Source organism: Phycobacter sedimenti, from assembly GCF_038148855.1.
In the GTDB taxonomy this organism is placed as follows: Bacteria; Pseudomonadota; Alphaproteobacteria; order Rhodobacterales; family Rhodobacteraceae; genus Phycobacter; species Phycobacter sedimenti.
In genome coordinates this window covers 222,147-241,499 of sequence record NZ_JBBVGR010000003.1, presented here as the reverse complement: position 1 = coordinate 241,499, position 19,353 = coordinate 222,147, and the positions used below count along the sequence as shown (strand labels likewise).

The 19,353-nt window shown below is 61.9% G+C and carries 21 protein-coding genes; 9 read left to right on the top strand and 12 right to left on the bottom strand.

Features of this window, described 5'->3' with window-relative positions; translation table 11 throughout:
- Positions 1–86: 86 nt before the first annotated feature.
- The 7 genes from AADA15_RS06875 to AADA15_RS06845 all read right to left on the bottom strand — a co-directional run bounded on the left by AADA15_RS06875 (position 87) and on the right by AADA15_RS06845 (position 6,827).
- Positions 87–1,286 (bottom strand): TCR/Tet family MFS transporter, encoded by a 1,200-nt coding sequence (locus AADA15_RS06875; protein ID WP_341640804.1) that lies wholly within the window; start codon positions 1,284–1,286, stop codon positions 87–89.
- Between the two features lie 90 nt (positions 1,287–1,376).
- Positions 1,377–2,717 carry a class-II fumarase/aspartase family protein gene (locus AADA15_RS06870; protein ID WP_341640803.1) on the bottom strand — a complete coding sequence of 447 codons (1,341 nt, stop codon included), beginning with the start codon at positions 2,715–2,717 and terminating at the stop codon, positions 1,377–1,379.
- Position 2,718: 1 nt separating this feature from the next.
- Positions 2,719–3,429 carry an alpha/beta fold hydrolase gene (locus tag AADA15_RS06865; protein WP_341640802.1) on the bottom strand — a complete coding sequence of 237 codons (711 nt, stop codon included), beginning with the start codon at positions 3,427–3,429 and terminating at the stop codon, positions 2,719–2,721.
- Positions 3,422–4,213: a 3-oxoadipate enol-lactonase gene (gene pcaD / locus AADA15_RS06860; protein WP_341640801.1), complete on the bottom strand. Its 792-nt coding sequence runs from the start codon at positions 4,211–4,213 to the stop codon at positions 3,422–3,424. The genes AADA15_RS06865 and pcaD overlap by 8 nt, the downstream gene beginning before the upstream one ends.
- 83 nt (positions 4,214–4,296) lie before the next feature.
- Positions 4,297–5,274: a threonine ammonia-lyase gene (locus AADA15_RS06855; RefSeq protein WP_341640800.1), complete on the bottom strand. Its 978-nt coding sequence runs from the start codon at positions 5,272–5,274 to the stop codon at positions 4,297–4,299.
- Positions 5,274–6,107: an alpha/beta fold hydrolase gene (locus AADA15_RS06850; RefSeq protein ID WP_341640799.1), complete on the bottom strand. Its 834-nt coding sequence runs from the start codon at positions 6,105–6,107 to the stop codon at positions 5,274–5,276. Before AADA15_RS06850 ends, AADA15_RS06855 begins: the two co-directional genes overlap by 1 nt.
- A 33-nt stretch (positions 6,108–6,140) precedes the next feature.
- Positions 6,141–6,827 (bottom strand): haloacid dehalogenase type II, encoded by a 687-nt coding sequence (locus tag AADA15_RS06845; RefSeq protein ID WP_341640798.1) that lies wholly within the window; start codon positions 6,825–6,827, stop codon positions 6,141–6,143.
- 205 nt (positions 6,828–7,032) lie between these two features.
- Here AADA15_RS06845 and AADA15_RS06840 point away from each other — a divergent pair, with 205 nt between their 5' ends.
- From AADA15_RS06840 to AADA15_RS06830, 3 genes are all read left to right on the top strand, one after another.
- Positions 7,033–7,461: an FKBP-type peptidyl-prolyl cis-trans isomerase gene (locus tag AADA15_RS06840; RefSeq protein ID WP_341640797.1), complete on the top strand. Its 429-nt coding sequence runs from the start codon at positions 7,033–7,035 to the stop codon at positions 7,459–7,461.
- Between the two features lie 415 nt (positions 7,462–7,876).
- On the top strand, positions 7,877–8,941 hold the full coding sequence (locus tag AADA15_RS06835; protein ID WP_341640796.1) for an NAD(P)H-dependent flavin oxidoreductase: 1,065 nt from the start codon (positions 7,877–7,879) through the stop codon (positions 8,939–8,941).
- Between the two features lie 60 nt (positions 8,942–9,001).
- Positions 9,002–9,625: a hypothetical protein gene (locus tag AADA15_RS06830; protein WP_341640795.1), complete on the top strand. Its 624-nt coding sequence runs from the start codon at positions 9,002–9,004 to the stop codon at positions 9,623–9,625.
- Between the two features lie 77 nt (positions 9,626–9,702).
- Here the strand turns inward: AADA15_RS06830 and AADA15_RS06825 are convergent, their stop codons facing one another.
- The 4 genes from AADA15_RS06825 to fabA form a co-directional block, all read right to left on the bottom strand.
- Complete coding sequence (locus tag AADA15_RS06825; protein ID WP_341640794.1) at positions 9,703–10,494, bottom strand: enoyl-ACP reductase FabI; 792 nt, start codon at positions 10,492–10,494, stop codon at positions 9,703–9,705.
- Positions 10,495–10,501: 7 nt separating this feature from the next.
- The gene (fabB, locus tag AADA15_RS06820) at positions 10,502–11,731 is read right to left on the bottom strand and encodes a beta-ketoacyl-ACP synthase I (RefSeq protein WP_341640793.1); all 1,230 of its coding nucleotides are present in this window, start codon (positions 11,729–11,731) and stop codon (positions 10,502–10,504) included.
- Positions 11,732–11,833: 102 nt separating this feature from the next.
- Positions 11,834–12,388: a hypothetical protein gene (locus tag AADA15_RS06815; protein ID WP_341640792.1), complete on the bottom strand. Its 555-nt coding sequence runs from the start codon at positions 12,386–12,388 to the stop codon at positions 11,834–11,836.
- Between the two features lie 168 nt (positions 12,389–12,556).
- Entirely contained in the window at positions 12,557–13,066 is a 510-nt protein-coding gene (gene fabA / locus AADA15_RS06810; RefSeq protein ID WP_192964489.1) for a bifunctional 3-hydroxydecanoyl-ACP dehydratase/trans-2-decenoyl-ACP isomerase, read from the bottom strand.
- Between the two features lie 213 nt (positions 13,067–13,279).
- On the opposite strand from fabA, the gene irrA reads away from it, so the two are divergent.
- Together irrA and AADA15_RS06800 are read left to right on the top strand one after the other, a co-directional pair.
- On the top strand, positions 13,280–13,696 hold the full coding sequence (irrA, locus tag AADA15_RS06805) for an iron response transcriptional regulator IrrA (protein WP_341640791.1): 417 nt from the start codon (positions 13,280–13,282) through the stop codon (positions 13,694–13,696).
- A gap of 142 nt (positions 13,697–13,838) precedes the next feature.
- Positions 13,839–14,636, top strand: coding sequence for a phytanoyl-CoA dioxygenase family protein (locus AADA15_RS06800; protein WP_341640790.1), 798 nt, complete (start codon positions 13,839–13,841; stop codon positions 14,634–14,636).
- A 20-nt stretch (positions 14,637–14,656) separates the two neighbouring features.
- Here AADA15_RS06800 and AADA15_RS06795 read toward each other — a convergent pair whose 3' ends face one another.
- Positions 14,657–15,526, bottom strand: a complete 870-nt coding sequence (locus tag AADA15_RS06795) for a glycosyltransferase family protein (RefSeq protein ID WP_341640789.1) — start codon at positions 15,524–15,526, stop codon at positions 14,657–14,659.
- 129 nt (positions 15,527–15,655) lie between these two features.
- Between AADA15_RS06795 and miaB the strand changes: the two genes are divergently transcribed.
- The 4 genes from miaB to AADA15_RS06775 all read left to right on the top strand — a co-directional run bounded on the left by miaB (position 15,656) and on the right by AADA15_RS06775 (position 19,342).
- A complete protein-coding gene (miaB, locus tag AADA15_RS06790; protein ID WP_341640788.1) occupies positions 15,656–16,981 on the top strand; it encodes a tRNA (N6-isopentenyl adenosine(37)-C2)-methylthiotransferase MiaB in 1,326 nt (441 codons plus the stop codon).
- Positions 16,982–17,286: 305 nt separating this feature from the next.
- Complete coding sequence (locus AADA15_RS06785) at positions 17,287–17,850, top strand: OmpA family protein (protein ID WP_341641013.1); 564 nt, start codon at positions 17,287–17,289, stop codon at positions 17,848–17,850.
- 12 nt (positions 17,851–17,862) lie between these two features.
- On the top strand, positions 17,863–18,168 hold the full coding sequence (locus AADA15_RS06780; protein WP_192964483.1) for a hypothetical protein: 306 nt from the start codon (positions 17,863–17,865) through the stop codon (positions 18,166–18,168).
- 160 nt (positions 18,169–18,328) lie between these two features.
- Positions 18,329–19,342, top strand: a complete 1,014-nt coding sequence (locus tag AADA15_RS06775; protein ID WP_341640787.1) for a PhoH family protein — start codon at positions 18,329–18,331, stop codon at positions 19,340–19,342.
- The last annotated feature ends 11 nt before the right edge of the window (positions 19,343–19,353 follow it).

Genomic DNA, 19,353 nt, shown 5'->3' with positions numbered 1-19,353 from the left:
CCGCACGGTGGCGCGGTCTGGACCGTGCTGCAAGTGGGAATTTGGCAAATCGTATTGTGGAAGACAGTTTTACGCAGCGGAATTAGTTATCGGGTGGTGTGAGTGCTGCGCATGAAGACGAGACAGCCGATGATCATCAACACGAGCGCCACAAGGAAGGGCGCACCGGGCAGGTAGATGGCCGCGCCGTCGCGGGTGAAATGGGCAAAGGTCGCGCTCATCATCAGAGGCGATATGATCATCGAGAGCGCATGCACCGCTGTCATCACGCCCTGTAGTTCACCCTGCTGGTTATCGGCCACCGCGCGCGACATGATCCCCTGAAGTGCGGGCTGCACCAGTGCACCCAGTGCCGAAATCGGGATCAGCGCTAGTGCGAGCGTTCCATTAACAATGAAAGCCAGAACGCCAAAGGCGATGAAATCGAACATCTGCCCCCAAAGCACCGTGCCGCGCTCTCCGACCCAGCGCACACTGTGGCGCAACAGCCAGCCCTGCACCAGCGCCATGCAGATGCCATAGATGCCCAGCGACAGGCCGATCACCTGTGGCTGCCAGCCAAAGCGTTCGGCGCTGAAGTAGGACCAGATCGCAGGGTAGACGTAGATCGCCACCGAATAGAGGAAGTAGACCCACAAAAGGGGCGCGATGCCCGGAATGCGGGCCATGGCGCGAAAGGCACCAAAAGGATTTGCGCGGCGCCAGTTGAAGGCGCGGCGGGTGTCGTCGGTGACTGTCTCTCGCATCACGAACCAGCCAAGGGCAAAGTTCAGTGCCGCAAGACCGGCGGCGGCATAAAAGGGCGCGCGGGTGCCCATCTCGCCCAATAGCCCACCCATCAGCGGGCCAAGCACAAAGCCCGCACCAAAGGCCGCCCCCAGAAGGCCGAAGTTCGCGGCCTTTTCATGCGGTTTCGAGATATCTGCAATGTAGGCGCCTGCGGTGGAGTGAGTTGCAGCCGTGATCCCGCCAACGATCCGCCCGAGCAGAAGTAGCCAGAGCGATCCGGCCAGCGCCATCACGAGGTAATCGAGCGCCATCACAAAGAGCGAGACCAGCAAGACAGGGCGCCGTCCGATCGCATCCGACAGCGAGCCCAGAACCGGGCTGAACAGGAACTGCATCACCGCAAAGGCGGTGCTGAGGATCCCGCCCCAGATCGCGGCATCGGCGAGCGATCCGCCCTGCACCTCGACAATCAGGCTCGGCATGATCGGCATGATCAGACCGATGCCCATGGCGTCGATCATCACCGTCGTCAGTACAAAGACCAGCGGCAGGCGCATCAAAAAACACTCACCGCCTGTGTCATCGGGCGATGCAATGTGGTGTCCAAATCCTCTGTCGTGCGCCGCATCTGGTCGCCTTCTGGCCGCTTACTCCGCCTTGCAGACTTCGGCGGCTTTTTCGGCAAAACGCAAGGCTTCCGCAGGGGCATGTCCAAGCTGCCGCGCAGGATCGAACAATGCGCCAGTGTCCAGATCGGGAAACTCTCGCGCTGTCAGCGTGCCAAGCGGCGTTCCGCTCTCGTTGGCCTCAAGGCAAAGCCGTTTGACGGCGGCCTGCGCTTCGGGGCGGGGGAGGCTTTCCGTGAGGGCAAAACTCAGTGCCTCGGCGTGGATCATGTCGAGGCCGCTGTTCAGTGCGGTGGCCATCGCATCCGCGTTTGGCGTGATCCCGGCAGCCAGCGCCTTGGCCGTGGAGGCGGCGCTGGCACTGCCCAGAACGATCTGCGGCAGGCACATCCATTCGGTGAACCATGCTGCCCCGTCGCGCTGATGTTGCTGCATCGACGCGCCGTGCAGGATCGACAAAAGCCCCGTTCCCTGCCGCGCCAGTGCCACCAGCGTCGAGGGCGCCACGGGGTTCTGTTTCTGCGGCATCGTGGAAGAGGCGCCGGCTCCACCAAGACGGATTTCCTGAATGCCAGTCTGCACCAGCGCGATGCAATCCTCGCCCATTTTGCCAAGGGCGATATTCACTCGGACCATCCAGTCGGCAATGCGCGTAACCGGGCTGCGGTCCGTGTGCCAGCTGCGTTCGGGATCACCCAGTGACAGCCCTTCGGCCAGCGCAGCGCGCAGGTCCGGCGCCTTGGGTCCCAGCGCTCCTGCGGTTCCGGCGGCGCCCGTAAGGGAGACCAGCAGGCAGGAGGCGCGCAGGGCGGGCAACTCTTCCAACAGCGCGATCAGTGGCGCGCCCCAGGCGGCCACAACAGCGCCGAAACTGGTGGGCGTTGCGTGCTGGCCATAGGTGCGCGCGGGCATGGGCAGGTCCGCATGGGTGCGGGCCAGCGCCGCCAAAGAGCCGAGAACGGCCTTCATATCAGCTTCGATCGCGGCCAAGGCCTGACGCAGGCGCAGCATCAGCCCGGTGTCCATGATGTCCTGCGAGGTGGCGCCCCAATGGACGTATTGCGCGTGCTCCGGCGCGTTCATCTCGCTGCGCAGGGCGGCGACCAGCGCGGGCACCGGCACGCCGTTCTGGCCAGTGGCCTTGCGCAGGGCACCGGGATCCAGCGCGACCTCCATCACCGCGCGCTGAATGGCGGCGGCGCTGATTTCGGGGATCACGCCTGCCGCCCCTTGCGCCTTGGCCAGCGCGCCTTCGACCAGCAGCATGGCGCGGATTTCGGCGCTGTCGCTGAACAGGCGGGCAACATCGCCCGCCGGAAAAAGATCGCCGTATAGCTGGCTGTCAAATACCGATCCGGCCATGTCAGAGATCCTTTTCGATCCGGGTAATCAGATCCGCCAGCGCGTCCGGCGCGGCGAAGAAAGGAGAGTGGGAGGTCTCCATCACGTGGACGCGGCCCTCGGGCCAGTCCTTCACCATATCGGCCTGGTATTCGGGCGGGATGGTCTGGTCATTGGCGCAGCGGATATAGGCCTTGGAGGTGCTCTCCCAGTTGCTGCCAATGGTCAGCGGCGTATCCTGCGGGCGGATCGGCTGCGGGCAGAGCCGTTCCAGCGCGTAAGTGACGGCCTCTTCCGGGCAGTCGTGGTAGAACAGGCGCGGCACTTCGGCGGGGTCGACGGTGTAGCTGTTGCTCTCCTCGTCCTTGATCACCGCGTGAGCCAGTGTCTGGCGTGGTCCGCGTTTGCGCATGTCGATCATCGACAGGCCCGAGGTCGGTACGTAAGCACAGAGATAGATCAGCCCGCGCAGGCGGCTCGGGTCCTTTTCTGCGGCGGCCGAGATCGGATAGCCGGCCCAGGAGTGGCCCAGCACGATGGTGTCCGGCCCTGCGGCCATGAGGATCGCTTCGGCGGTTTCTTCCAGCGTCACGCTGGCGAGGTCACGCCCGTCGTTGTGGCCGGGCAGGTCGATGGCGCGGGCGGTGTGGCCGCGCGCCTTCAGGGCGGGGATGAGGTCGCGCCAGCACCAGGCGCCGTGGCAGGATCCGTGGATCAGCAGAAAGTCAGCCAATGTGTCCGATCTCCTTCAGGAAGCTTGTCAGCCGCTGGGTGTATTCATCGGGTTTCTCGACGCAAGGGATATGGCCTGCGCGGCGGATCAGGTGGAATTGCGAGCCGGGGATCAGGTCGACGGTTTCGCGCACCAGATCGGGCGGGGTAGAGCCATCCTCGGCCCCGGCAAAGCCCAGGCAGGGCAGGCGCAAGCCGCTGGTGGGCGTGTAGAAATCGGTGCCCGCAATGGCCGCGCAGCAGCCCGCATATCCCGCGCGCGATTGCTGGACCAGCATGTTGCGCCACAGGGTCAGCTCGGGCGTTGCGCGAAATTCCTTGGCGAACCAGCGTTCCATGACGTTGTCTGCCAGGGCTTCGATACCCTGCTCTTCGACCGCCTTGATCCGCTCCTGCCACATTTCGGCGGTGCCGATCTTGGCGGCGGTGTTCGACAGCACCAGCGCACGTACCTGGTCGAGCCGTTTCACCGCCAGCCCTTGCGCGATCATGCCGCCGATGGACAGGCCCACGAACACACAGTCGCGGACGTTCAGAAGGTCCAAGAGCCGCTCGGCATCGCGCACCAGCGCGCCCATGGAATAGGGGGCGGGTGGCACTGTGGACAGCCCGTGCCCGCGCTTGTCATAGCGGATTACCTTCAGGCCAGCGGGCAGACGTTCGACCACCGCGTCCCAGACCCTGAGGTCGGTGCCCAGCGAATTGGCAAAAACGATGGGCGCTCCGGCGGGATCGCCGTCCACACGATAGTGCAGCTGGACATCGCCCAGATCCGCGATTTGCATGATATTTCTCCCCGTCACGTATCCGGCGCACCATATCCGCGAACGCAAGGGAAGGTAAAGCGAGCGGGGCGCCCCGGTTCTGCTCAGGCGCAGAAGTCCAGTGCGCGGATGAACATCGCAGGATCCACGTTGCCTCCGGTCGCGACCGCGATCACGGCGTCCCCTTCGATCTGGTCGCCATGGAACAGCGCCGCCGCAAGGGCCGCGGCGCCGCCCGGCTCGACCACGATCTTGAGCCGCAGGAAGGCCAGCGCCATGGCACGCAGCGCCTCCTCTTCGGTGATGACAATGCCGGGGCCACATAGAAGCGACAGGATCGGGAAGGTGATATCCCCCGGCGCCGGTGTCAGGATGGCATCGCAGATCGACCCAGAGGTGGCCGCGTTGCTTTCGATCCGGCCGCTTTGCAGCGAGCGGGTGACATCGTCGAACCCTTTGGGTTCGGCGGGGCGCACCCGCAGACCCGGCGCGCGGGCCTCCAGCGCCAGTGCGACACCGCCCGTGAGGCCGCCGCCACCACAGCAGACCAGAACGTCGCCCGAGGTGACGCCCTCTGCGGCGGCTTGTTCGGCGATCTCAAGGCCGACGGTGCCCTGACCTGCGATCACCTCTGGCTCATCATAGGGTTTGACCAGCGTGAGGCCGCGCGTCGTTGCATAGTGATCTCCCAGGTCTTCGCGGCTTTCGCCGCCGACCCGGTCATAAAGCACCACCTCGGCCCCCAGTGCGCGGGTGTTGTCGATCTTCAGCTGCGGCGCATCGGCGGGCATGATGATCACCGCTGGCGCGCCATGGGCCTTTGCCGCCGCCGCGACCCCTTGAGCGTGGTTGCCGCTGGAAAAGGCCAGAACACCGCGCTTTCGGGTCTCTTCGTCCATCGCAGAGAGCGCCGCCCAGCCACCGCGAAACTTGAAGGATCCGGTGTGCTGCAGGCATTCGGGCTTGACCAACAGGCGGCGGCCCGCGATCTCGTCCAGGAAGGGTGAAGACAGGAGAGGCGTCTTGCGGGCGTGGCCTTTGATCCGCTCAGCGGCGGCTTCGATCATGGCAATGGTTGTCATCAAATCTGGTCCAATAGGGAGTGAATAAGGGAAAGTGCAGCAGGTTCATCCAGGAAGGGGACATGGCCGCGGTTTTCCAGCTCCACCGCCTGCAAGGCAGGCAGACGGCGCTGCATCTCAAGGAAGGTCTCATGGCTCAGGACATCCGAGTTTGCCCCCCGGATCACCCCGCAGGGCAGCCCCTCCAGCGCCATGAAAAGCGGCCACAGATCGGGTGGGGGGCCTGCCTTGGCCTGCGCCAGCAATGCATCGCGCAGGTGGGGGTCGTAGCGCAGGCCTAGCCCGTCTTGCGTTTCGGCGTAAAAGACCTCTACCTCTTCGCGCCAGCGCGCAAAGGGCACGTCCGGGAAAGCGGGGGCCATGAGGGCTGCCAGGGTTTCGGCAGCCTTGTCATGGGTCTTGGCGGCGGGACGGCGACCGACATATTCCATTATGCGCGCGATGCCATCTTGTGGAATCTCGGGGCCGACATCGTTCAGCACCACGGCACTCAAGCGGTCTTTTGCAGTGGCAGCCAGAACCATGGCCACCATCCCCCCGCGTGAAGTGCCCAGGATTGCCGCCTGTTCAAGGCCGAGGTGGTTCATCAGCTCGGTCACATCCTGTGCTTCGCGCATGACGTTGTAACTGGCAAAATTCTGATCATGCTCCGAGCGTCCGCGACCGCGCGCATCCAGCGTGATCACGCGGTAACGCATCGCATGGGGTACGAAATAGCGGAAGTCCTGCCCGTCGCGGGTCAGCCCCGGCAGGCAGATCAGCGGCAGGGCGTCCGCCTGTCCGGTATCGGTGTAATGGAGCGACAGCCCGTCCGAGGTGGTGAAATGCGGCATCGTTGCGGTGGACTTCCTTCTGCGGACTGTGGTTCAGCCTTTGGCGATATCGGGGATCGTGGTCAGATCACTGAGGACATGTTTCGGGGTCCAGGGCAGGCGGTCCATCGGCTCGCCTACGCGGTTGACCCAGGCGGTTTCAAACCCGTACCCCGTGGCCGCTGCTGCATCCCAGCCGTTGGAAGAAACGAACAGCACTTCGGAGGGCGCGCAGGAGAAGCGTTTGCCAACCAGATCATAGACGCTGGAGTGGGGTTTGAAGACGCCGACGCTTTCGACCGACAGCACATCGTCCAGCACCGCGCCCACTTTGGCCGATTGTACACAGCCCTCAAGCATGCCGGGGGATCCGTTGGAGAGGATCGCGGTGTTGAAACCTGCTTCTTTCAATTGGGACAGCATTCTGGGCACCTCGGGATAGGCCTGAAGCTCCCAGTAGAGCGCCAGGAGGCGTTCGCGCAGGGCGGCATCTCCGGCGAGGCCCGTTGCCTCCAGCGCCCAGTCCAGCCCGTTCTGCGTGACCTCCCAGAAATCCGTATGGGCCCCGGTCACGGCGCGCAGCCAGGTGTATTGCAACTGCTTCAGCCGCCAGTGGTTGGCCAGGTCGGCCCAGCTGCCCTGAAGATGAGGGAACTCTGGCTCAGAGGCGGCCTGGCGGGCCGCGGCGGCGACATCGAAAAGCGTGCCGTAGGCATCGAATACACAGGTTGTGATAGGCATGGGATCCTCCGTTGCGCCAACACTGTCACAGGAGGGAGCCCTAACGAAAGTCGGAACTTGTACTGGTCACAATCGTGTCAATCGGCCTAGGGTCGAGGCGGCTACATTGCGGCGGCCTGCTCGGCTTGTCCGGCTTCGGGTTTACATTGCAGGCTGAGCCTGTAGTTTCGGACCCTTTAAAACGATAGCAGAAACTGGAGGTCTCATGACCGAGGTAAAGAATGGCGATACCGTGCGCATCCACTACACGGGCAGACTGACGGATGGGACCGTGTTCGACAGTTCCGAGGGACGTGATCCGCTGGAGTTCACCGTTGGCGCCGGTCATGTAATCGGTGGCATGGATGCCGGTTTGCCGGGCATGACGGCAGGGGAGAAGAAGACGCTGGAGATCGCCTGCGAAGACGCTTACGGGCCATCCAACCCCGATGCGCGTCAGGCCATCCCGCGCGAAGGGATCCCGGAGGATATTCCGCTGGAGCCAGGCACTCAGCTGCAGATGCAGACCCCGGAAGGACAGGTTCTGCCGGTGACCGTGGTCGAAGCCGACGAGTCGACGGTGACGCTGGATGCCAATCACCCGCTGGCGGGAAAGGATCTGGTTTTCGACATCGAGTTGGTCTCGATCAACTGATCGCGTCGGCGCCTTTGGGCCGCAGCACGGGTGCTCCCGCCCAAAGGCGCTGGATCAGAGATCCATCCCCTTTCCGTTGGGCGTGGCGCCGCTGCGCGGCGCAGGATGCTGCTGAGAGGTGCCGAAGGGGCAATCTGCCCCATCGGTACCAACACAAGCGTTTGATCTGGCCGAGACCGCCTCAAGGGCAAGTCACGCCGGTGGCGTGGCGGCCTTGCCGCCCTTGACCCGATCTCGGCCAGATGGAAGCAGCGCGCGATGCGCGCTGCCGGACCTAACGGGAGCAGGGTCATCTTTGATGGCTTTGCGACGGGCGGGAGCCATTTGACGCCTTCGTTCCTCTGATTTCGCCCTTGTACTGTGGTGGGCAAGTCGCTTTCCTACCCATGATCCATTGAGCACAAAGGGAAGCAATATGCCTGACGGCCTGATCGCAAAACTGGGGCTCAGGGTTCCGATCTTTCAGTCCCCCATGGCGGGCGTCAGCTCCCCGGCCATGGCGGCGAGTGTGAGCGCCTTGGGGGGGCTGGGGGCTTTGGGGATCGGCGCGTCAGCTGTGGGCCAGGCCCGGGACATGATCCATCGGACGCGCGCGCTTACGGGTTCCCCTTTTAATGTTAATGTCTTTTGCCACCTGCCTGCTCAGTCGGATCCTGCACGTGAGGCGGCTTGGTGCGGCCTGATGAGGCCTGTTTTCGAGCGATTTGGTGCGCGCCCGCCCGGTACCCTTGCGGAGATATATTCCAGTTTTGTCGTTGATGAGCCGATGCAGCAGATGTTGCTGTCAGAGCGACCCGCGGTTGTCAGCTTTCACTTCGGGCTGCCCCCGTCGGATGTGGTCCGTGATTTGAAAGCAGCTGGTGTTGTCCTCATGGCAACGGCCACTTCTCTCTCGGAGGCACGAACCATTGCCGCAGTCGGCATCGATGCCGTGATTGCCCAGGGGTGGGAGGCGGGAGGCCATCGGGGCCTCTTTGATCCCAAGGCAGAGGATGCACGCCTGAGCGCCTTTGAGCTGACCCGTACCCTGGTGGCCGAACTGGACATTCCGGTTGTCACGGCTGGCGGGCTGATGGATGGGGCCGACATTGCCAAAGCCCTGAGCCTTGGCGCGGTGGCCGCGCAGCTGGGAACTGCCTTTATCGACTGCGATGAAAGTCTGGCCGATACCGTATACCGCGCCGCGTTGCATTCGGACGCGGCACAGAACACGACGATGACCGATGCCATCTCCGGCCGCCCGGCGCGCTGTCTTGCAAATGAATTCACTGCCTGGGCTGCGGAAAACGCCAGAGCTGTGCCACCGGACTATCCGATCGCCTATGACGCGGGAAAGGCTCTTAACGCCGCTGCCAAATCTGCCGGGATCGCTGGCTTTGGGGCGCAATGGGCCGGGATGGGCGCGCCGCGTGCCCGAACGGGCTCGGCAGAGGACATCATGAGGGCGCTCATTGCCGAATGGCAGGCCGCAACAATATAGTTTGGCACAGGCTGCAGAGGAGTGACCCGTGATGGTCCGCTCAAATCCGGAGGGCAGAGAATGAGCACGCGAATGGACGACCTTCTGGCGCGGATGCGGGCCCTTCAGGACGAGTTGGAAGACGAAATTGCCGACAAGCGCGCGGCCTTTCAGTACAGGCTGGAGAACGGCAGGATCGTCTGGGAGGAAGAGGCCCGTCGCCAGCACCGGGCGCTGCGGATCCGCTGGCTGCGTTTTCTCGCCTATACACGTCCCATGGTGCTGCTGACGGCACCGTTCATCTACAGCCTGATCATTCCTTTCGTGCTGTTGCATCTCTTCGTAGCCGTCTATCAGGCCGCCTGTTTCCCGGTCTACGGAATCCCCAAGGTGCCTCAGGGCGACTACATCCGCATGGACCGGCAGCATCTGGCCTATCTCAACTGGATCCAGAAACTGAATTGCGTCTATTGCGGCTATTGCAACGGGGTGATCGCCTGGGTGCGCGAGGTCGCCAGCCGGACCGAGGCCTACTGGTGCCCGATCAAACATGCCGCTCGGGTCGAAGGGGCGCATGCCCGTTATGCCGAGTTCTCCGAATTCGGGGATGGGGAGGGATTTCAGGCTGGGCTGGCGCGCTCACGCCGCAAGGTGCAGGAGAAGGATCAGGGTGCCGCCGCAGATGCGGGGCAGGATCAGACCTGATCTGACTATTGACCATGGCAAAAGAAAAGGGCGCCCTGCTGAGACGCCCGTAATCGCAATCGCCTGGCAGCAATGCCTTACAGGTTGTCCTGCTGCGGCATGCCGAGGATGTGAAATCCACCATCCACGCGGATAATCTCGCCGGTGGTGCAAGCGCCTGCATCGGACGCCAGGTAGACGGCGGTGCCGCCCACGGCCTCAAGCGTCGCGTTCGAGCGCATCGGCGCGTTCTGCTCGGTATGCTTATAGGTCTTGCGCGCGCCGCCAATGGCCGCCCCTGCCAGCGTCTTCATCGGGCCGGGAGAGATCGCATTGACGCGGATGCCCTCGGGGCCAAGGTCATTGGCCAGATAGCGCGTTGCGCTTTCCAGGGCCGCCTTGGCCACGCCCATCACGTTGTAGTTCGGGGTCACCCGGTTCGAGCCGCCATAGGTCAGGGTCAAAAGCGTGCCGCCGTTTTCCTGCATCATCGGATAGGCGCGGCGCGCCACCTCGATGAAGGAATAGGCCGAGATATCCATCGAGTTCTTGAAGTTCGCGCGGCTGGTATTGATGAACCGGCCGGTCAGCTCGGACTTGTCGGAATAGGCAATCGCGTGGACCAGGAAATCGATCGTCGGCCAGCGCGCGGAGAGCTGTTCAAAGGCCGTATCGAGCGAGGCATCGTCGGTCACATCCACATCGACCATGAAATCGCTGCCCACCGAGGCCGCCAGCGGCTCCAGCCGTTTGCCGAATGCCTCACCCTGATAGGTAAAGGCCAGCTCGGCGCCTGCGTCCGCCATCGCCTTGGCAATGCCCCAGGCGATGGATCGCTCGTTGGCAACGCCCATGATCAGGCCCCGTTTGCCGGTCAATTGTCCTGACATGGCGCGCTTATCCCTTGTATTTGCTCAGGACCATGGAGCCATTGGTGCCCCCAAAGCCAAAGCTGTTTGTCATCACGCTGTCCAGCCCTGCGTTTTCGACGCAAGCAGTGGCGACCTCATCCGGTTCGATCCCCTCGGCGAGGGTTTCGACGTTGATCGAGGGGGTGATGAAATCATTATCCAGCATCAGAAGGCAGAAGATCGCCTCCAGCGCGCCGGCAGCGCCCTGCGCATGGCCGGTCATCGACTTGGTCGAGGAGATCGGCGGCACCTTGCCTGCACCGAATACGCGGCGGGCGGCTTCGACCTCGCCCACATCGCCAACCGGGGTCGAGGTGCCGTGGGCGTTGATATAGGAAACCTTGCGCCCCTTGGGTAGGGTCGACAGGGCCAGCCGCATCGCCCGTTCGCCGCCTTCACCAGAGGGGGCCACCATGTCGTGCCCGTCCGATGTGGCGGCAAAGCCCGTGACCTCGGCATAGATCTTGGCGCCGCGCGCCAGCGCGTGATCGAGATCCTCCAGCACCACGATGCCGCCGCCGCCCGAGATCACGAACCCGTCGCGGTTCTGGTCAAAGGCGCGCGAGGCCTTTTCGGGCGTGTCGTTATATTTCGAGGACATCGCGCCCATGGCGTCGAACAGGCACGAGAGGGTCCAGTCCAGCTCCTCGCCGCCGCCTGCGAACATCACGTCCTGCTTGCCCATCATGATCTGCTCGGCCGCGTTGCCGATGCAATGCAGCGAGGTGGAGCAGGCCGAGGTGATCGAATAGTTGATCCCCTTGATCTTGAAGGCTGTGGCAAGGTTCGCGGAAATGGTCGAGGACATGCATTTGGGCACAGCGAACGGCCCGATCCGCTTGGTCGCGCCGGTTTTCAGCACGGTCTGATGCGCGGTCAGCATGGCCGAGGTGGACGGCCCGCCAGAGCCAGCCACAAGACCGGTGCGTTCGTTGACGATCTGATCCTCGGTGAGGCCCGCATCGGCGATGGCCTGTTGCATGGCGATATGGGCATAGGCCGCACCAGGCCCCATGAACCGCAGGGTGCGCTTGTCCACGTGTTCAGCGACATCAATCTTCAGCGTCCCGGCCACCTGGCTGCGAAAGCCGTGCTCGGCCATCTCGGGGCTGGCGACGATGCCGGATGTCCCGGCTTTGAGCGAGGCAAGAACCTCTTCGGCAGTGTTGCCGATCGAGGAGACGATCCCCAGACCGGTGACGACAACGCGACGCATAGATGCACTCCCTTAATACCTTGTGCCTTACTAGGCCGTGCAGGGCATGGGTGCAAGATGGGTTGGGGATGGCAGTTGACCGTCACATCCCAGTGTTTCGGGCTAGAGTGCTAGGTCTGGTATCGAAACAGGTTCAGAGATCATCAGAATGTGAAGCGTGTGTTTCCCTTTCGGTTGCACCGCATGGCTAAAAACGCTCTTGTTGGTTAGGTGGTAGCCTACCCATTCCTCTTGTTCAGGTAACTCTCTGACTGAAGCTCCACCAGTTTTGCGCACGACTTCCCGCAGGAATTCTTTCCGGACATCTGGGATGTTAGAGGAGCCCATGAAGGCAATGCTGCACAATTTGATTCCATGACTTTCTGCTAAGTCAGTCATGATCCGGGGTGACCTTGGATCGATATGAATGGTTCCCCCTTTGGAAGTCAGCGGTTTCAAGCCATTGCGTTCCGCATGTGCGGAGGACTGCTCGAATTTTGGAAGGGTTCCCAAGCAAATGTCTGAGAAGGCTCTGACGGCCGTATTTGTTTCGCCATCCGGGATCGGCTCCATATTCGGTTTTGAATTCGGTTTTGATTGAGGGGGAGAGCAAGCAGCCAGAAATACAACAGTAGTGACGGCGAAGAACTTCAAAGATAAGTGCATAATGAGTCTCAAGTATCTGGCTTAATTCAATTCTACATTGCCAATCTCTGATTGAATAGGCCTGTTGCAAAGCAAGGCTTTGGATCTCAGGAGCAGAGTTTCGTGGATGTGAGTGTAATCCGCGAAAACAAAGAGGCCCCCGCGGGGCCTCCTGATCTTCTCACCGGATTGTGCCGGTCATCAGCTCTCGCTGAGGGCGACCTTCATGTCCTTGACCTGGTAGATCACCTCTCCGTCGGCCTCCACGATGCCGTCGGCAACGCCCATGGTCAGGCGGCGGGTCTGGATGGCCTTGGTGAAATCCACCTTGTAGGTCAGCATCTTGCGGTCGGGGCGCACCATGCCGGTCAGCTTGACCTCACCCACGCCCAGGGCATAGCCGCGCCCCTGCCAGCCGCGCCAGCCGAGGTTGAAGCCCGTGAGTTGCCACAGCCCATCAAGACCAAGACAGCCGGGCATGATCGGGTTGCCGGGGAAGTGGCAGTCGAAGAACCACAGGTCGGGGGTGATGTCGAACTCGGCCAGGATATGACCCTTGCCATGGGCGCCGCCGTCCGCGCTGACCTCGGTGATGCGGTCCATCATCAGCATGGGCGGCGCGGGCAGCTGGGCGTTGCCCGGGCCGAACAGCTCGCCTCGGGCGCATTTCAGCAAGTCGTCTTTGTCAAAGCTGCTCGGGTAATCGGCCATGCTGGCGGTTCTCCTGCCTTTGGTGTCTGGTGTTTTGCTGGCCTCCTGTAGCATCGCGCCAAAGGGTCCTGCAAGCCTTGTGCAAGGGTGGGCCCGCGCCGGGACACGGGGTCGCAGCAGGGGGTGTCATCGGCATTCTACAGGGAATCCATTTGAAAACGGTGGGTCAATGGCCCTATATATACGGTCAGCAACGCGAGGCAGGATCTGCACATGACGCCAATTAGCGAAGATCTGGCAACCAAATGGCTTGGACGGGCCGGACTGCGGCCGACCCGGCAGCGGGTGGCTCTGGCTGAGCTGTTGGTCGGGGATGGCAATCACCGCCATGTCACCGCCGAAAGCCTGTTTGAGGCAGCCAAGGACAGGGGCGATGCAGTCTCTCTGGCGACCGTCTACAACACGCTGCGCGCCTTTTGCGATGCGGGGGTCTTGCAGGAAATCACCGTGGACGGGTCGAAAAGCTATTTCGACACCAATACCCATGATCACCCTCATTACTACTGGGAACAGGATGGCCGCGTCACCGATGCGCCATCGGACCAGTTGGTGATCCAGAGTCTGCCGGACGCTCCTGAGGGTATGGAGATTGCCTCGGTCGACGTGGTGATCCGCCTGCGCAAGAAGTGATCCGGTTCCCTTCGGTACGCCCCGCCCTGCGATGATCCGCAGGGCGTTTTTTATTGTGGCTTTGCCATCAGATAGCATTTGAACCCGGCGCGGATCGGGGGCAGGCTCTGGCCAAATGCCGGAATGATCGTCGGAGGCCGTAATGATTCACCCCCTCATCACCCAGGACCACATCGACCAGTACCAGCGCGACGGGGTTGTGCTTGTGCGCGGGTTATTCCGCGATCAGCTGGAGCTGCTGCGCGCCGGGGTGGAGGAAAACATGCGTTCGCCCGGCCCCTATGCGTCCAACAATGAAAAGGCGGGCCAGACCGGGCGGTTCTTTGACGATTATTGCAACTGGACCCGCATTCCCGAGTTCGAGGAGGCGATCACGACCTCTCCGGTGGCCGAGGTGGCTGCCGATCTGATGCGGTCTGACTATGTGCAGATGTTCCACGATCATGTGCTGGTGAAGGAGCCGGGCACCTCGATGGCGACGCCATGGCATCAGGACGGCCCCTATTATTTTGTCGAAGGCCAGCATACGATCAGCTTCTGGTCGCCGCTCGATCCCGTGCGCGAGGCGTCCTTGCGCTGTGTGGCGGGATCGCACGCCTGGGAAAAGGAAGTGCTGCCGACCCGCTGGGTGTCCGAGGAGGGGTTCTTCCCGGACGAAGGGCAGTACATGCCCGTACCTGACCCGGATGCCGAGGGGATGCGGGTGCTGGAATGGGAGATGGAGCCGGGCGATGCGGTGGCCTTCAACTATCGTACCCTGCACGGCGCACGCGGCAATACCTCAGACCAGCGCCGCCGTGCGTTCTCCCTGCGTCTTGTGGGGGAGGATGCGCGGTACGTCGAGCGCCCGGGCCGTACCTCACCGCCCTATCCGGGCCATGACATGCAGCCCGGCCAGCGCCTGCGCGAGGACTGGTTCCCGGTTTTGTTGCAGCGGTAGTGGATTCTGAGGGCGCTACCTCAGAACCATTGCCCGGGCTCCATCAGGCCAAGATCCAGGAGTTGCCGAGAGTGCCACTCGAATGGCACTGAATTGTGCCAGCGGAAGGTCTGGATGTCGAAGGACGAACCTGGGTTGCGTTTCAGCGCTTTGGCTGTTCGGAAGGAACAGATGGCCGCCGTCAGGTTGTGATGCCAGGGGCAGGCGTATGTGTTGTATTCCGGCACGTTGAACGTGTGATTGGGCAGCAGTTCCAGATCTGCGCGGGCGCGGAACAGGGAGATGCGGTCGATTTTGCGGCTGGCATGCGGAATATGCTCTTCGTGCCGCCAACGCATGCCCCCGAAAAAGTCCAGTTGGCGCTCTTCGGGGGTGCTGTTTGTGCCAAGGTAGCGGGCCTGGGCATAGTAGCCGGATTTGTCCAGGTAGGCATCATCCAGCGCTACCGCATTGGGGTGCGTGGCCAGATCGCCTGCATAAAGGTCAACCACATAGGTCAGCATGGCATCGCGCTTTTCTTCGCTGTGAAAACGCAGCATTTCAGTGACGGAACGTGTTTCGCAAAAGGGAAAGAACAGGAACTCGGCGTTGTAGCAGTAATAAAGCCAGCATCCCGGCGTGGCGCTGCGGATTACCCGGTTGATGGCTGCAAAGACGTCTTCGGCAATGGCGCAGTCAAAGGCGATCCGATGCACCTTGCTCGCAACCGCCTCGGGCAGGTCGAACGCATCCGGTATGAAGGCCACGACGGTTTCAAATCCGCTTTGCAGATGGTGACGCAGGGTGGTTGCGATCTCAACGTCGTCTTCGACGAAAATCAGTGCAACCGGCCCCTTTTCCAGAAGGGCACACTTCCGATTGAGAAAGTCGTCAAGGGTGGGGTAGGTCACGGGGTTCTGCTCCTGCCGTTCTGGCATTTGCCCTCAAAATCGGGTATCAGCGCGCGCATTGCAAGCGGCGTCATTCCCCTGTAAGGCAGGCCGCTGATCCGTCGTGTCCTGCTAAAAGGCTATGAACCCATGAGCGCGCCCAAGAAGCTGTTTATCAAGACCTATGGCTGTCAGATGAATGTCTACGACAGCGAACGCATGGCCGAAGCGCTGGGCGGGCAGGGCTATGTTGAGACGAAATCGGCCGATGATGCCGACATGATCCTGCTGAACACCTGTCATATCCGCGAGAAAGCCGCGGAAAAGGTCTATTCCGAGCTGGGCCGGTTCAAGGGGCTGAAGGCTGCAAAGCCGGATCTGAAGATCGGTGTCGCGGGCTGTGTCGCGCAGGCGGAAGGTGAAGAGATCATGCGCCGCCAGCCACTGGTCGATCTGGTGGTCGGCCCCCAAAGCTATCACCGCCTGCCGGAAATGGAGGCCAAGGCGCGTGAAGGGGAGAAGGTGCTCGACACCGATTTCCCCGAAGAGGACAAGTTCGAGAAGCTCAAGAACCGCCCCAAGGCAAAGCGTGGCCCGACGGCGTTTCTGACGGTACAGGAAGGCTGCGACAAGTTCTGTGCCTTCTGCGTGGTGCCCTATACCCGTGGTGCCGAGGTTTCTCGTCCGGTCTCGCGCATCCTGACCGAGGCGCAGGAACTGGTTGAGCGCGGCGTGCGCGAGATCACGCTCCTGGGGCAGAACGTCAATGCCTACCACGGCGAGGGACCGAATGGCGCAGACTGGACCCTGGCGCAGCTGATCTGGGAGCTGGACAAGATCGACGGGCTGGAGCGCATCCGCTTTACCACTTCGCACCCCAACGACATGATGGACGACCTGATCGAGGCGCATGGCACCTGCAAAAAGCTGATGCCCTATCTGCACCTTCCGGTGCAGGCCGGTTCGGACCGGATCCTGAAGCGGATGAATCGCAGCCATACCGCCGAAAGCTATATCCGTCTGATCGAACGCATCCGCGCCGCGCGCCCCGACATCCTGATTTCGGGCGATTTCATCGTCGGCTTCCCCGAAGAGACCGAAGAGGATTTTCAGGCGACGCTCGACCTGATCGAGGAAGTGAAATACGGCACTGCCTATTCCTTCAAATACTCGACCCGTCCCGGCACGCCGGCGGCAGAACGCGCACAGGTTGAGGCTGCCGTGGCCGATGAACGTCTGCAGCGCCTGCAGGCCCTTCTGACGCGTCAGCAGCGTGAAATTCAGGACAGTATGGTCGGGCGTGAGGTTGGCGTTCTCTTTGAAAAGGCGGGTCGTTTTCCGGGGCAAATGGTTGGCAAGTCCGACTACCTGCATGCGGTCCACGTTGCCGATTGCGACCGGCAGATCGGCGATCTTGCGCGGGTGCGCATCGTCTCGTCCGGGGCAAACTCTCTCGCGGGCGAGTTGATCGGGTAACGCGTGATCGCGCCGACGGTCTCACATGAAACGAGCAAGTGGTACACCTCTTGGCCAGTGGAGGTGGGCGAGGAGGTGAGTCTTTATTGCATCCATTTCGAGAACAATTTTAGGAAACGGGTTTGAGTGTTGGCGAAAACCGCATAGTTTCGTGAAAAAAATCTCATCATGGCACGCAATCTGCGGGAAATTCGTGTAGTTTTGCGAGTATATATTGAATTTGATGATAGCCTGAGCGTTAACGCATGATGCGGCAAACTCCGGGGGACTTAGGTGAAGGAAATCTGGTTGTGCTGAAGTTCAACATGAAAACCGCAGGCGCTGTACTGGTCGCTGCCACGACCGCGCTCAGCCTGTTGACGGCGCCCGTGTCGGCGCAGGATTCGCAGACCCGTACGGTGCGGGGCGAGCGTTATGTGCCTACAATCTGGGTTGACCCGGACGGCTGTGAACACTGGGTCATGGACGACGGGGCCGAAGGCTACATGACCCCGCACGTGACCCCGGACGGAAAGCCGGTGTGCCGCCGGGGGCAGCTTTGCGGCATGATGCCGACGGATCAGTTCTTTGCGACCGACAAACATCATATCAACGCCGCTGGCCGTGCGCGCCTGACAGAGTTCTTCCAGAAGGCCAAGCCGGGGACCCGCTATTTCGTGATCGCCGGTCATACCGACAGCCGCGCGTCGGATGAATACAACATCGGCCTATCGCAGCGCCGCGCCAATGCCGTTGCGCAGGTGGCCAAATCCGCCGGCGCGCGGGTCGGCGATATTCGCGCCTATGGCGAGCGTGAGCCGCGTGTGCCGAACACCAGCGCGGCAAACATGGCGCAGAACCGCCGCGTCGAAATCTACTGTGTGCGCTAGGGGGATTACTGGATGACCATTCTCAAAGGAGCCGCCGCCCTGTGCCTGGCGCTGTCCGTTGCGGCCTGTGGCGATGTCACGGACAAGACTCGCGACCAGAACATCTTTGATGGCAAAAGCGGGGATCTGTCACAGCTGACGGCAGGCATCTGGGTCGATCCTGCGGGCTGCGAGCACTGGATCATCGATGACGGTGTCGAAGGTTATGCGGACCTGCGCCGTACCCCGGATGGCAAGCCTGTCTGCAACAGCGAATTGCCGCGTAATGTTGCAACCGGCCCGTTCAAATCCGGCTCGACCTTCGGCGATCCTCTCTGATCGATCCCGTTCAAATCCAATTATGCAGCCGCCCCCTTTGGGGCGGCTGTTTTCTTTTGCCTGTTTTTGTTTCACCTCTGTGAATTTTTCGCACCTGCGCTTGCGCATGGTGGCCGAGAGGTTCACATTGAAGGGAGACACTCAAGCAGAGGACCGCAGATTGGCCACCAGCGCCCAGACCCCGTCGCACCACGCCCATCCCGACACCGCACATGAAGTGCTGCTGGAATTTCCCGACAATCGCCTGCTGATAGACTTGTGCGGTGAATACGATCGCAACATCGCCGAAATCGAGCAAAAGCTGGGGGTGCAGATCCTGCGCCGCGGCAATCTTTTGTCCGTGATGGGCGAAGAAGGCGGGCGCGAACAGGCCGCAGCCGTTCTGACGGCGCTTTATGACCGGCTCGAGACAGGGCGCAGTGTCGAGCCCGCGGATGTGGACCGCGAACTGCGCATGGAGCAGGCCGATGCGGCGGATGGCGGTAGCCAGCTTGAGATGTTCAGCGGTGGCAAGGTCGAGATCAAGACACGCAAGAAACTGGTCGAGCCGCGCACCGATGCGCAAAAGGCCTATGTGAAAGCCCTTTATGAACACGAGATGGCCTTTGGCATTGGTCCTGCCGGCACCGGCAAGACCTATCTGGCCGTCGCCGTGGGCGTCAGCATGTTCATCACCGGCCAGGTCGACAAGATCATCCTGTGTCGTCCCGCCGTTGAGGCGGGAGAGCGGCTCGGCTTCTTGCCGGGAACCCAGGAAGAGAAAGTCGATCCCTACATGCAGCCGCTGTATGATGCGCTGAACGACTTCCTTCCCGGCAAACAGCTGGCCAAGCTGAAGGAAGAGAAAACCATTGAGATTGCGCCTTTGGCCTTCATGCGGGGGCGTACGCTGTCCAACGCCTTTGTAGTGCTGGATGAGGCGCAGAACGCCACCACCATGCAGATGAAGATGTTCCTCACCCGCCTTGGTGAAGGCTCGCGCATGGTGATCACCGGGGACCGCAGCCAGGTGGATCTGCCGCGCGGAGTGCCCTCGGGGCTGGCTGATGCCGAGCGGCTGTTGACGTCGATTCCGAAGATCAGCTTCAACTATTTCACCGCGCGGGACGTGGTGCGTCATCCGCTGGTTGCCGCCATCATCGAAGCCTATGATGCCGACACGCCGGCCGCATAGGTAGAGCTGCG

Excerpts from the sequence above, each read along its gene's own strand:
- AADA15_RS06875 (WP_341640804.1), bottom strand. The coding sequence starts at position 1,286 with ATGCGCCTGCCGCTGGTCTTTGTACTGACGACGGTGATGATCGACGCC.
- AADA15_RS06870 (WP_341640803.1), bottom strand. The coding sequence starts at position 2,717 with ATGGCCGGATCGGTATTTGACAGCCAGCTATACGGCGATCTTTTTCCG.
- pcaD (WP_341640801.1), bottom strand. The coding sequence starts at position 4,213 with ATGCAAATCGCGGATCTGGGCGATGTCCAGCTGCACTATCGTGTGGAC.
- AADA15_RS06855 (WP_341640800.1), bottom strand. The coding sequence starts at position 5,274 with ATGACAACCATTGCCATGATCGAAGCCGCCGCTGAGCGGATCAAAGGC.
- AADA15_RS06850 (WP_341640799.1), bottom strand. The coding sequence starts at position 6,107 with ATGCCGCATTTCACCACCTCGGACGGGCTGTCGCTCCATTACACCGAT.
- AADA15_RS06845 (WP_341640798.1), bottom strand. The coding sequence starts at position 6,827 with ATGCCTATCACAACCTGTGTATTCGATGCCTACGGCACGCTTTTCGAT.
- AADA15_RS06840 (WP_341640797.1), top strand. The coding sequence starts at position 7,033 with ATGACCGAGGTAAAGAATGGCGATACCGTGCGCATCCACTACACGGGC.
- AADA15_RS06835 (WP_341640796.1), top strand. The coding sequence starts at position 7,877 with ATGCCTGACGGCCTGATCGCAAAACTGGGGCTCAGGGTTCCGATCTTT.
- AADA15_RS06830 (WP_341640795.1), top strand. The coding sequence starts at position 9,002 with ATGAGCACGCGAATGGACGACCTTCTGGCGCGGATGCGGGCCCTTCAG.
- AADA15_RS06825 (WP_341640794.1), bottom strand. The coding sequence starts at position 10,494 with ATGTCAGGACAATTGACCGGCAAACGGGGCCTGATCATGGGCGTTGCC.
- fabB (WP_341640793.1), bottom strand. The coding sequence starts at position 11,731 with ATGCGTCGCGTTGTCGTCACCGGTCTGGGGATCGTCTCCTCGATCGGC.
- fabA (WP_192964489.1), bottom strand. The coding sequence starts at position 13,066 with ATGGCCGATTACCCGAGCAGCTTTGACAAAGACGACTTGCTGAAATGC.
- irrA (WP_341640791.1), top strand. The coding sequence starts at position 13,280 with ATGACGCCAATTAGCGAAGATCTGGCAACCAAATGGCTTGGACGGGCC.
- AADA15_RS06800 (WP_341640790.1), top strand. The coding sequence starts at position 13,839 with ATGATTCACCCCCTCATCACCCAGGACCACATCGACCAGTACCAGCGC.
- miaB (WP_341640788.1), top strand. The coding sequence starts at position 15,656 with ATGAGCGCGCCCAAGAAGCTGTTTATCAAGACCTATGGCTGTCAGATG.
- AADA15_RS06785 (WP_341641013.1), top strand. The coding sequence starts at position 17,287 with ATGAAAACCGCAGGCGCTGTACTGGTCGCTGCCACGACCGCGCTCAGC.
- AADA15_RS06780 (WP_192964483.1), top strand. The coding sequence starts at position 17,863 with ATGACCATTCTCAAAGGAGCCGCCGCCCTGTGCCTGGCGCTGTCCGTT.